We start from the raw sequence: 11635 nt of genomic DNA, 5'->3' as shown, positions 1-11635 counted from the left end.
GAGCGGTGTCGGCGCCCGTAGCTACTTGCAGATCGCCGGAAACCGTGTCGGTATACACACCAGCGCGGCACGGTTCGCCGAGCGCGTCGGCGACGAGTACGGCTTCGAGGCGGCGATCGAGGAGTTTCTGGAGGGGACGAAGACCGCGGCGGACGCGGCCGAGGCGGTCGGCTGTTCGATCGCTCAGATCGTCAAGAGCCTCGTGTTCGCGGCGGACGGCGAAGTGATCGTCATGCTCACGGTGGGCCATAACTGCGTCGACACCGACGGGCTCGCATCAGAACTCGGCGTCGACACCGTTCGAACCGCCGACCCCCGGGAAGTGAAGGAGGCGACCGGCTGGAGCATCGGCGGCGTTCCGCCGTTCGGCCACGAGTCGTCGGTCCCCACGTACCTCGACGAGTCGCTGCTCGCTCACGACCGGATCTGGGCTGCGGCCGGAACGCCGGACGCGGTGTTCGCGCTGACCCCGGACGCCCTCTGCCGGATCGCGGACCCGGAACCGGTGGAGGCCTTCGTGCCGGCGTAAACTCTACAGCGCGATATCGAATTGTCGTACCGGGGAAGTTGCAGAGTTTCGGAGTTTGGATTTTGATGCGTGCCTTATTTTCACGTGGTCTGTGGATGGATCGTCTTTCGTCCGGCGATTAGGCTGCAGTCGCGGAGTATGTCGCTCAGAAAAGTTTTCTGAGTAATAAAATTACGGAACCGCAAGACAGCTCCTGTTTCACAGGTCCTTTATATGAACAGAAGGCACACATCAAAGCCATCCTCCGAGGTTGTGGGAAGTTGAGACTGGTCGTCTCAATGCATACGGTTCTCGAATCGCTTCATCGTCAACGGTGATTTTTTCGCCTCCGGTACTTTCGCAGCTTTCAGACCTAACACTCTTTACAGTGAATGGCGTATCTCTCTTCAACGATGTCCATCGACCGAGACACTTTCGAGAACACGAGCGAGGATGAGCTCGCGGATCTTTCGATCCCAGATCAGGTCCTCGGGTTTCTCGCCGCCAACGAGGCTCGGGCGTTCAAGGCTCGCAAAATTGCCTCTCAAATCGGCGTTGATGAGGGGGCGGTGAGTACTGCGCTCTCACGATTGAAGGACCGCGGTCTGGTCGAACACAAGGCGACGTACTGGGCGGTGACTGACGATGCTGAACGCCTCGAAGGATACAGCGGGTACGAGCGGGCGACCGCACTGTTCAACGACCAACTCGGTGCAGAGGATAAGGAGGCGTGGCGCGAGCACGCACCGGAGGAGCCCCACCCGAGCGCCGAGAATGAGCAGTGACCGACGAAAAGACACCGATCTTTGAGCGGGGCGACGTCGTCTATGGCGATGACCCGTTCAAAGGCGAGGAAGACGCTCGTCCCTGGCTTATCCTCTCGAACCACGAAGGCCGTCCGTTCCACGGCGAGCAGTATATCGCACTCACGTTGACCTCAAAATCATGGATGGATGGGCTCATCAACATTCCCGAGGAGAGTTGGCTTCGTGGTGGTACACCAGACGAGAGCCGAGTCGTCCCGTGGGGTGAGTCGCACGAAATCGCTCAGTTTGGGGCCCCGTGCCAGCTCCGAATCGCGCGATCTCGGTCCAGTCTGGTGATGTGACCCGATCAGCATGTTCGAGCGACGACATACATTAGACAGGTGGTATGGATCTCAAATATTACTTCTCCGGAACCAACGATCCATTCTGTACAACGTACTCTGATTCAATCTCTGCCCCGTCGTGGAGGACCGTCACCTCGAATTCGTCGGTGTCTTCTGGAAGTGGGAACGCGAGCAGCCCGTCGATTTCGGTCGATCCCACGCGGGCGCCGTCCACGAAGACCGACGCGCCATTGACGGTCGACCCACCCTTGGTCACTTCGATGGTCACCGTTTTATTATCAAGAGATGCGCTGAGACTGAGCTCCCGTGTATCCCCATCGTCGTCCGCATCTCGGGTCTCTTCGAGTTCGAACCTCAATCTACCGTCGCTATCACCTTTCGTCGCGCTTACTTCAACGTCGCCACCCGGGGGGAGCGTGATCTCGATCGTACCGTTGTTTCCAGTCGTTCCCACCTCACGGTCGTTCAGCCTGACGACGGCATCTCGAACCGGGCGACCGGCCGCTCGAACCTGAATCGTCACAGTCTCTTCTGGTTCAAGGGCCCCTTCCACAATACTCAGAACGAGTTCGTCGCTACTGCTCTCTGTCTTTTCTGTCCCGTCTGTTTGCTCGATTTCTTCTTCGAGCGAGAACACCGTGCCGGATGACCCATCAACCTCCACTTCGGCCTCACCGGTCAGGTTCGTCGCGCTGAGCCCGAACTCGAAGGTGTAGACACCGTCTTCTTTGTCGATATCGGACGATTGGAGCGTCCAAGTTCCTCTTTCAGGTGTGCTGAGAGCGCTTCGGGCAGCGTCAAGCGCCGTCGACTGGTTGACTGTTAGGCCGGGATCGTCGTCTCGAGGTCGTTCGATCTCTCGGGACCGTTCACCCCCCTCGCTTTCCACCTCAATGAAGAGCCCATCCTTAAGTCTCAATTGGACCTCTCCATCGCTCTGGCCGGTGAATCGGGCAAGCAACGCTGTAGTGCCTGCTCCCTGCAAACTATCCAAGCCCGCCATGCTGACTCGAAGCGCAGAGCGGTTCACTCCGGCTGCGCGGAGTTTTGCGTCGGATACGGTCGCCATGCGCGAGCGGAGCTGGTTGTAGGATGCGAGAACGTTTCCCGCACGGGCGGAAAGGGTCGCCAGTCGCTGTGCGAACTCCGACCGGGTGAGTTCACCCTCGCGGTAGGCCTCGGTTGCCTCCGTGTAGTCATCGCGTATTTCCGCGGCCCTTTCTCGAAGCTCTTCGCTACGGTCGGCGACCGCCGCCAAGCGATCGGTTTCGTACGCCAGATCGAACCCCCCTTCCCTCATATCCGTCCGTGTGTCGTCGTCAGTCACTTGTATAACTGTGGCAAGCTGGGCGCCTGTCCCGACTTCGACCTGGGTGTGGTTCTCCGTGCGAGATACGGTATCGTCCGCAACAGATGTGTCGGCCGCGTCTGCGTTTGGTACAATCTCCCCGAGAGCTGCGGCCGAATTCGCTGGAAAGGCTGTCCCGACGACTACCAATGCAACGACAATTAGGTAGACGACGGGTCGGTTCATACTTGACCTACAGGCCCGCCTATCATATGAGGATTGGTTCTTCCCAGTCAATTAAATTCAGTTCGGAACATTTGCAGACGTTTGCGGACCGTCCTAGCTAGGTGGCTGCATTTATTTTATTGCCGCGGGCGAAATGACCGAGGGATCGGTGCCGACGGACACTCATCCCAACACAATGGAGAAAATCGGTACTGCAGAGGTCTGGACTGACACATCCTTGCCAAACCGACTTATGCACTGGCGGACGAACCAATAGAGAGATGGCCGATTTGCGACGTCGCGTCCTGTCGGTTCTCGCGGTGATGCTCTTGGTCTCTGCCGCGGGCCCGGTCGCGGGGACCCTTCAGGTAGCACAGGTCCAACCGGAAGCCGACAACACCGCCACGCGGATCCAGGTCTACGAAAACGGGACGGCTCACTGGACCATCCGGATTCGGACACGGCTGACGACGGCACGGGACGTTGAGCAATTTCAGGTGTTTCAAATGCGGATCCGGAACAACAGCGATCGACATCTCAGTCCATTCCGAGAGCGTATGCGAGGTGTGGTGAATGACGCAGCCAACGCGACGGGGCGGGAAATGACTGCGGGGAACTTCACCATCTCGACCCGGATACAGGAAGTCCCCCGGCGGTGGGGTGTCGTGGTCTACGAGTTCACGTGGACGGACTTCGCCGTCACTCGCCCCGACAGTGATGCTATCATCGTCAGCGATGTCTTCGGTGGAGGCTTCTTTATCACCGCGAACGACACCCTCACTATCGCCGCACCGACAGGCTACCGAATCGATTCTGTGTCTCCCGCGCCAGATCGACAAGACGCCGGGACACTCACGTGGGTTGGTCGCGTGGACTTCGCCGACGACCGGCCACGCGTCCGTTTCAAGCCCAACTCCACGACGCCGACGAGTACTCTTCCGAGCGAGTCTACCCTTTCGAACGGGACAAATGCCGCCGAGGGAGACAACGACGGCACCGGTGACGATGGATCTGACGGCGGTGAGGACCGTCCACTCTCGACAGTGCTCGTGATCCTCGGGGTTCTGGGTGCGCTCGGCGTTGCAGGGCTGCTCTATCTGCGTCGTATCGATGGAGGGGCGGACAAACCTGCTGCCGAAAGGACGGAGGATGCCGTGGTGACAGACCCGACTTCGAAGACGAACGGGGTCAGCGGTGCACCAAGGGAGCAGACCGACGACCTCCTGACTGATGGGGACCGTGTCCGCACCTTCCTTCAGGAGCATGGCGGTCGGGTCCGACAGAAGGAGATTGTCGAGGCGTTCGGCTGGTCGGATTCTAAGACCTCGCGCGTCGTCTCCAGGCTAACCGACGAAGGAGAGGTGAAAAAACTGCGTATCGGCCGCGAGAACGTCATCAGCCTCCCCGACACCGAAGACGACTGATTGACGAGGGGATCGATCGACGAGACTGTGATCCTCTAGGCTGCCTTGGTGAGTCCAAATCGGCGAGTCCATATTTGCACTGATTTCCATCTATTTGCATCACTTTTTCACCGAATTGCACGCAAATCACTGGGACTTTTTATACTATTTATAATATATTGGTTCTACAGTTCGACTGCAGCATGGAACCAAACAAGCTACTCAGCATCGGTCTGGCGGTCCTGCTGGTGACCGTCGGCAGCGGTGCTGCGATGGCGGCATCGACTAACAACATCGGACAATCGTCCGTGGGGACGGGCGTACTTTCCGACATCGACGGGACCGACAACAGCACCACTCTTGACGTAAACCGGAGTACTGCGCTGGAGACGGCCACTGTCGAACTTGGCTCGGCGTACGACTGGACGCTCGTCAGGTCGAGCGTGCATGAAGATGACGGCTACTACCGTTTCCGGTTCGCCCTTCAGTCGAGCGACCTCACCGGTGAGGCCGAGGTCCGAGTAGACGGGTCCTCCGGTGATGTATTCCGAACCGAGAAGGAAATAGAAGTCGAACAGGAAGACGAGAACGAACAAGAGAACGAGGACGAACAGGAAGACGAGAACGAACAAGAGAACGAGGACGAACAGGAAGACGAGAACGAACAAGAGAACGAGGACGAACAGGAAGACGAGAACGAACAAGAGAACGAGGACGAACAGGAAGACGAGAACGAACAAGAGAACGAGGACGAACAGGAAGACGAGAACGAACAAGAGAACGAGGACGAACAGGAAGACGAGAACGAACAAGAGAACGAGGACGAACAGGAAGACGAGAACGAACAAGAGAACGAGGACGACTAAAGATTCAATAGACGAATAATAGTTGACCGACCTATCGTCCCACTATAAAACCCTTCTTTTTTCTGATAATTTTCCGGTAAAAGAGACAACACTATTTTCCGATCAACGTGATATCACACGACTAGGAAATCCGTCTGCGTCGCGACTCCTCGGACAGAATTTAATATCATTAATATATATTTTAGTCTGTCTCGACACGTCCGTAGGCGTTCAACCGCTCAGTCGTGATACTACAGGATCTGACTGCGATTATAGCTGACCGCGATTCAAACTGGCCGGTATCGACACAAAAAATCGCTCTTGTGTAGGGGATTGTTGGTGGAGAGCCCTCTGCTGATTTTTTAGAGATTGTGTTTGACAATGTCGGCTCTGTTGAAATCCTCTGTTACTGACATTTTTTGAGGTCGTGCTGAACACAGGGCGCGAGTCGGTCACGAGCGGGTGGCCACAAGCGGTCTGATTGAATCAGCTGATTCAGCCGTCCGGGCTTCTATCAGGCAGTGCCCGTTGTCGCGACGCCCGTCGCGGGGTTCCCCTCGCAGTACGTCACGTAGTACGAGAGATTCCCGGACGGCTCGACCGTGACATTCGTCGTTGCCGACCGGCAGATTGGCCGCGCGGTGAACCGCACGGACTGTGAACCCCGCTCGACGACGAGGTCGAACTGTCCCTCAGCGCCGTCGCTCACCGTCCCACGTTCAACGACTTTCACCGCGCGCATGGAGTCCGGGGGAACGCTGACCGTCGTTGTGAAGACGGGTTCTGCAGACCGCCCGGGGAGGTCGTCGTAGGTGGTGATTCGGAGCGTCACCGATTCGTTCGCCTCGTTGTGGACGTACAGGTTCGGGTCGGTAATCGTTGGGCCGAAACAGCCGGCGACCAGGACGCTCATCGCGAGTACCGCGAGTGTCGCCCGCCGATTCATACCTCTGTTCGACGGAGTGTCGACACACATCTTGTGTCGGTGGCCGTGAGCGATACGCCGACGTGTTCGACCAGAGAGGAGAGCGAGCGACACCCCCAAAGCTCGTGCTGCATACACTCTCTGTATTTCGTACAGGAGTATTGGCAGATGCTCGGTAGCTCTGCCAGCCGATGCTGCATACGGGGCGCGAATCGGTCCGGAGGCTGATCTGAATGGTTCGATCCGGTGAGCGGTTACGCCCGTGCCCGTCAGTACCCATCCACGCCAGTCAGGATCGCGAGGGGGAGAATAGCTATCGGGAACAGTAGCCACGCGTTGACCTGAAACTGAACGACGGCGAGGAGTGCGACACCCGCCGCAAGGAGGCAGAATCCGAAAAACCGTAACTCAACACAGCACCCAGTTACATATATTTGAATAATCCAAAGATATATTGAGAGTAGCCGCCTACAGAGAGGTATGACCGAGTTCGATCCGGCCCCCACGTCCGACGATACGCAGCGCCGGTGGCAGACGGAGACAGACACGTTTGGTCGCGTCTACGATGTCGTCCTCGGCGTTACCTCTCCAACTGCCTACACCGAGATCGCTGAGCGTGCAGACTGCTCTCCGAATGCTGCCAAAAAGCACCTCGACCGGTTGGCAGAGATGGGCATTGTTCGAGCCGAGAGAGACACTCGCCCGGCGACATACGAGCGAAACGAGGGGTATCTCGAATGGCAGGAGGCCAGTCGAATCGCAACCGAGCTCTCTCTCGACGCGATCATCGACCGCGTGGAGGCGCTTGAAGCCCAGCGAACGGAATACGAAGCGCAGTTCGAGACGACAGACCCAACGGCTGTCAACGTGTTTGATCACGATAGTCACGAGACCATCCACGAGCGGATGACCGCCATCAGCGAGTGGCAGGGCGTGATTCGGGATCTCAGACTGTACGAACTTGCTCGCCAGCTCTCCCAGAACGACGGCCATCTGATTCCGGCCTAAATGCGCCAGCCACCGGAGGATTCGGGCTCACACTCGACAGGGCCAGCGGACAGACAGACGCTGCGCCTGCTGGAGCGACACCTGTCGTCGGCTTCGCTCATCGCCGAGACTGCGTTCGACCCGGATTCATACGAACCTCGACTGCTTCGTGGACTGCTCGACGCTGGACGATATCCTGACCCAGTACCAGCGGCCCGTCTCGACATCCGATGGTTCACGACTGGCGATTTCTCAGTCCACTACGTCGAAGAGCACGAGGACGGGACACGCTGGGAATGTCGCTGGGACCGGCACCCGAACGCGCACAACACCCGGGTGCACTTCCACAAGCCACCGTCTGCCACCGAAATCACCGACCTCGACCTCCCGTCGCTCCATCCACTCGAAGTATACTCCACCATCCTCACGGCGATAGACCAACGTATAGAGACACTATGGTCGTCATAGTGATTTCGGGCTCTGTTGACATCCGCTACCTGTGACAGTTGATTGAGGCCGTGCTGCATAGAGGGCGCGAATCGGTCACTCGTTGGTCGTCCAAACATGTTAATGTGTTATTGCTGTGAACCCTTCCTCTATGACCTCAGAGGTAAGGGAATCGCTCGAATCGAATCGGACTAAGGCAGTCGGCGGAGCGTTTTGCTTCATCGCTGCACTGATCGCTTTTCTCTTCGTAGTGCGGGGGTCTGAAAACGGTTCGATTATGAATATAACCGGTTGGTTGTTGGTAGCCCTGGGAAACCTGATAGCCGGGTTGCTTATGACGTGGGAAAGCGTCCAATCCTAACCACCTATTCTGTCTCTATCGGCCAGTTCACTCCTTCAAGCACCAAATGAAGGGTGACAGATCGCCCAATACATCCTCTGTATTCAGCACACGATTCGTATCAGTTGCTGAGGGTTTCAACAGTGCCACTCACGCCCGCTATCCAGCACGGCCTTGACGAACGCCTCGTATCCAGTCAGAACGGGTGTGCGAGATACAGGCGGTGGACTTAGTGAGCTCTTCTTGAGGTCGGGTTGAACTGAACCAGCGCGGGAGTTCTGGCGTCGTACTTGGACTTGTTGAGATCGGCTGCATCGAGGGACCGTACGCGACAGTTCAGGCGCCGCAACCCCCCGCGCTCGCATCCGTTTCACCGTTCGCGTCGGTATCGCAGCAGTACTGTGGGGACGACACGAGTGCCCAAGTCGCTTCACCTTCCACTCTCTCCGACCCGTTCGACCGTTCGGACGAGCGTGTGCGGGTCGGTCGAAGTCACGACGAGTTCACGACCATCCGTCCGGGTGATGCGGATGGCTCGGTTTCCCTCGACGATGTAGCCAACAGGCCCATCAAAACGGATGCCCCAGCGGTAGAACGTGGGTTCAATCCGTACTCCGAGGCCACCGAAATCACCCATCGGCGAGATTTCCATCGCAGTGATCGAGTCTATCTCCCCAAGTGGGACGCGCCGCGCTCTGAGGTGGAACGGCCACAGCCGCAACAACAAGACATCATCGTGGACTTCGATCTGAAGGTTTGACCGGGAGAACAAGATGAGGGGGCCGAACACGACTACGAGGACGACCGCGGCCCACAGCGGGGCGTTCGTGCTCGCCTCCGCATCGGCGACGACGGCGCCAATACCCAGTAGTGCGGCGGGAATGCCACTTCCCACCAGCAGCGCCCACAGCCACGCCTGTCGAAAGTACTGGGTCTCCTCGTAGTGGATGGTCGGTGCCACACCCGTCGTGACGACCGCGAGAAGCAAGAGTGACACCGGTCGTCTCTGACTGGTTTGATTGGATACCCGATCTATTCACGACACGTCGGGTCGCCGCGAGAGCTGCGTTCGCGATTCGACAAGGACAGCCGAGAGCCCACTCGTCTGCCACTACCACCGTGAGCGATCCAGAGAGTGTGGCCAGCAACGCTATTCGAGGGTTTTTGCCCCCATAGAGCACACAACGGGCTATGACAGACGGTCTCTCACTCGATGGTCGGACGCTTGTTGGCGTTGCAAACACCGGTACAGGGGAAGTGAGTGGAGAGACTCGCTTCGAGTTTGAACAAGAAGGCGAACGGATTTACTCCTGAGTCGATTGGTGTCCCGGCCGGTGTACACTGGGGCGACGTGGACCACGGACGCACCGTTTCGCGAAACGCAGGCGGCAATCGACCGCGCACGGTCGGAAGAGATTCTTTCCGTCGAAACGGAAGTCCCTGCGCTCTATACCTTTGTTAGAGAGCCATCCCGGCCAGTCGTCTGTTTCGCATACGTGACGAATGAGATGGGACAGGGTGACGCCGAGTTTGAGAAGGGGGACGCCGACGGAAGTGAGATCGCATTTGAGGTCCTCGAGGCTGCGACAGTTGCTTGGCGTATTCAGGCATGACTCGACACGATTCGTGACCGAAAGAGCCCGCATTCCCTAGATTTAAAATTCAGGTCCCTCGACTAAATTATTTTATGAGACCGATACCCGTCGTCATCTTGACGATACGGAACACGACTGCTGGAAGCGCCGCGATCGTCTGGAGACCGGCTGCGCTCACGAGTGCGGCTGCAACAGCGAAGTCCCGCATCCCGGTCGAGAGGATCGAGAAGATTCGTTTCGGTCTCAAACCCCGACTGCCGACAAGAAACCCAACTGTGTAGCCGAGGCCGTTCAGCGTGACGACGCCAGCCCCGACTCCGACCAGCACGACAGGGTCGTCCGAATGATTTCGGCGTTCGTCGCGGTCACTCTGCCGATCATGAGGATTACTATCGACACCGAAACCGCCGGACAGTAGCTGTCCTAGCTGCCGACGCGCTCAGGCTGGTACGTCCGTGCGCCGATGACGACCGGTGCAGTCGTTGAGAGTACCATGTCGCCGCCGGCGAGATTGGCCATCACCAGGGTCACGAATTCGGGCGTGACTGCGACGAGGACGACGAACCCAACCGCCAGTTCCTGCGACAACCCGAATCCCTGGGCGACATTGAAGTCAAAAAACCGGGTCCGTGAGGTACCCAGGGAGAACGAGGCCGAGCGTCCGGGCGTCAATATCATGAAACTGCTCCGACCGAGAGCAGGATCCACAGTAGGAGATAGTCTTCGATCAGGTCGGTCAGCGCCGGTCCCAGCATCAGCGTGTGGATATTGAACGCATCCTCTCACGCAATTACGCCGTCGATTCGTGTGTCTGTCCCGTTCGTTCTTCGATGATCCGCTCTTGCATCTCCTCGATTTTGACGAAATGACAGAGCGGGTTTCCTGGATAGACCACGGGATTTTCGAGCACGCCAACGAGTAGTCCCGTGAACGGCGCCTCGACGACTGTCGCATCGGATTTGAACGGATTCGTGATCCGGCAGATCGTCTCTCCATCGTGGACGAGATCGCCCCGCTCGTGCCGCATCTCGACGATGCCGCCGGCGTCAGCCCGGAGCCACGTCTTCTCGCTCCAACCCTCGATGACTGTTCGCCATCCCGGCCAGCGGACGGTCTCCTGTTGATAGATTCCGTACTCGGCGAAGACACTTCGAACGCCGTCGAGGGCGTGGTCAATAAGCTCCCGTTCGAAGCGGTGGGCCTCGCCCATCTCGAGGGTAATCGTGGGAATTCCGTCCTCGGTCGCCTCGCGCCGGAGCATCCCCGAGGAACCCTCACCGGCCATGATGAGGTTCGTCCCGAACGCCCGAGCGAGCCTAGCAGCACCTTCATCGTCCATGTCGGCACGGACGTGGAACATGTTGGTCCGGCCACGCGTCGAGGTGTGAAAATCGAGACCGAAGTCGCACGGGGCGATGAAATTGTGATAGATGCTGTGGGCGATGCGATTTGAGCTCGTGCTGTTCTGTTTCCCCGGGAACGCCCGGTTGAGGTCGCGCTCGTAGATTGGTAAATAGCGTTCCTGCGCAGTAAATCCCTGAACGTTCAACACGGGAAGACAGACGATGGCCCCGCAGACGTCCGTGTGATTCCACTCCTGAGCGACCTCACGCACGACCTCGATCCCGTTCAGTTCGTCGCCGTGGATGGCTGCCGAGAGAAATGCTGTCGGCCCAGGACGTGGCCCGTTGATAATCGTCACGGGAATCCGAACCGGGTCACCGAGATACGTCTCGCTCACCGCGTAGCGCAGCTGCTGGGTCTCCCCCGGTTCGACCCGCCCACCGTCGTACGTGAATGGTTCCGGCTGATCGCTCATTGCCCCAAAACTCGGACGGCTTACGAATTAAATGAGAAGAACGGGTGTAACTGTCTTGCACGCCCGCCGAACCGGTAATAGATGGCACCGATGATCTAGACGGGAGGCAACTCCCATGACAAGCGCTTCTCCCGACTCATCA

At 58.1% G+C, this 11635-nt stretch carries 15 protein-coding genes; 9 read left to right on the top strand and 6 right to left on the bottom strand.

The genetic code is table 11. The features are described from left to right. The first annotated feature begins 52 nt into the window (after nt 1-52). The 3 genes from BUE16_RS13205 to BUE16_RS13195 all read left to right on the top strand — a co-directional run bounded on the left by BUE16_RS13205 (nt 53) and on the right by BUE16_RS13195 (nt 1616). The gene (locus tag BUE16_RS13205) at nt 53-529 is read left to right on the top strand and encodes a YbaK/EbsC family protein (protein ID WP_073310730.1); all 477 of its coding nucleotides are present in this window, start codon (nt 53-55) and stop codon (nt 527-529) included. A 392-nt stretch (nt 530-921) separates the two neighbouring features. Next, the gene (locus BUE16_RS13200) at nt 922-1293 is read left to right on the top strand and encodes a MarR family transcriptional regulator (protein WP_073310505.1); all 372 of its coding nucleotides are present in this window, start codon (nt 922-924) and stop codon (nt 1291-1293) included. Further along, on the top strand, nt 1290-1616 hold the full coding sequence (locus BUE16_RS13195) for a type II toxin-antitoxin system PemK/MazF family toxin (protein ID WP_234972398.1): 327 nt from the start codon (nt 1290-1292) through the stop codon (nt 1614-1616). Before BUE16_RS13200 ends, BUE16_RS13195 begins: the two co-directional genes overlap by 4 nt. 58 nt (nt 1617-1674) lie before the next feature. Here BUE16_RS13195 and BUE16_RS13190 read toward each other — a convergent pair whose 3' ends face one another. Next, complete coding sequence (locus tag BUE16_RS13190; RefSeq protein ID WP_143165443.1) at nt 1675-3153, bottom strand: DUF7096 domain-containing protein; 1479 nt, start codon at nt 3151-3153, stop codon at nt 1675-1677. A 260-nt stretch (nt 3154-3413) separates the two neighbouring features. On the opposite strand from BUE16_RS13190, the gene BUE16_RS13185 reads away from it, so the two are divergent. Further along, complete coding sequence (locus tag BUE16_RS13185; protein ID WP_073310501.1) at nt 3414-4556, top strand: helix-turn-helix transcriptional regulator; 1143 nt, start codon at nt 3414-3416, stop codon at nt 4554-4556. A gap of 182 nt (nt 4557-4738) precedes the next feature. Then, entirely contained in the window at nt 4739-5401 is a 663-nt protein-coding gene (locus BUE16_RS17015; protein ID WP_073310499.1) for a hypothetical protein, read from the top strand. A 493-nt stretch (nt 5402-5894) separates the two neighbouring features. On the opposite strand, the gene BUE16_RS13175 is transcribed toward BUE16_RS17015, so the two are convergent. Then, nucleotides 5895-6326, bottom strand: coding sequence for a hypothetical protein (locus tag BUE16_RS13175; RefSeq protein ID WP_073310497.1), 432 nt, complete (start codon nt 6324-6326; stop codon nt 5895-5897). A 459-nt stretch (nt 6327-6785) separates the two neighbouring features. Here BUE16_RS13175 and BUE16_RS13170 point away from each other — a divergent pair, with 459 nt between their 5' ends. Together BUE16_RS13170 and BUE16_RS17260 are read left to right on the top strand one after the other, a co-directional pair. Further along, a complete protein-coding gene (locus BUE16_RS13170) occupies nt 6786-7313 on the top strand; it encodes a winged helix-turn-helix domain-containing protein (protein WP_073310495.1) in 528 nt (175 codons plus the stop codon). Further along, a complete protein-coding gene (locus tag BUE16_RS17260; RefSeq protein WP_073310493.1) occupies nt 7314-7760 on the top strand; it encodes a hypothetical protein in 447 nt (148 codons plus the stop codon). Nucleotides 7761-8509: 749 nt separating this feature from the next. Here BUE16_RS17260 and BUE16_RS13160 read toward each other — a convergent pair. Beyond that, a complete protein-coding gene (locus BUE16_RS13160; RefSeq protein WP_073310728.1) occupies nt 8510-9040 on the bottom strand; it encodes a hypothetical protein in 531 nt (176 codons plus the stop codon). 230 nt (nt 9041-9270) lie between these two features. Here BUE16_RS13160 and BUE16_RS17375 point away from each other — a divergent pair, with 230 nt between their 5' ends. Continuing rightward, a complete protein-coding gene (locus tag BUE16_RS17375; RefSeq protein WP_268762500.1) occupies nt 9271-9393 on the top strand; it encodes a hypothetical protein in 123 nt (40 codons plus the stop codon). 20 nt (nt 9394-9413) lie between these two features. After that, nucleotides 9414-9692, top strand: a complete 279-nt coding sequence (locus tag BUE16_RS13155) for a phosphorylase family protein (RefSeq protein ID WP_073310491.1) — start codon at nt 9414-9416, stop codon at nt 9690-9692. 67 nt (nt 9693-9759) lie between these two features. Here BUE16_RS13155 and BUE16_RS17010 read toward each other — a convergent pair whose 3' ends face one another. The 3 genes from BUE16_RS17010 to BUE16_RS13145 form a co-directional block, all read right to left on the bottom strand. Next, on the bottom strand, nt 9760-10002 hold the full coding sequence (locus tag BUE16_RS17010; RefSeq protein WP_200778443.1) for a hypothetical protein: 243 nt from the start codon (nt 10000-10002) through the stop codon (nt 9760-9762). 95 nt (nt 10003-10097) lie between these two features. Then, a complete protein-coding gene (locus BUE16_RS17005) occupies nt 10098-10352 on the bottom strand; it encodes a hypothetical protein (protein WP_200778442.1) in 255 nt (84 codons plus the stop codon). Nucleotides 10353-10464: 112 nt separating this feature from the next. Next, on the bottom strand, nt 10465-11493 hold the full coding sequence (locus tag BUE16_RS13145; RefSeq protein WP_073310489.1) for a succinylglutamate desuccinylase/aspartoacylase family protein: 1029 nt from the start codon (nt 11491-11493) through the stop codon (nt 10465-10467). Nucleotides 11494-11635 lie beyond the last annotated feature (142 nt).

The sequence above is a fragment of the Halobaculum gomorrense genome (assembly GCF_900129775.1).
Lineage (GTDB): Archaea > Halobacteriota > Halobacteria > Halobacteriales > Haloferacaceae > Halobaculum > Halobaculum gomorrense.
Note: the sequence above shows the minus strand (reverse complement) of the source record. Positions and strands in the feature narration are given on the sequence as shown.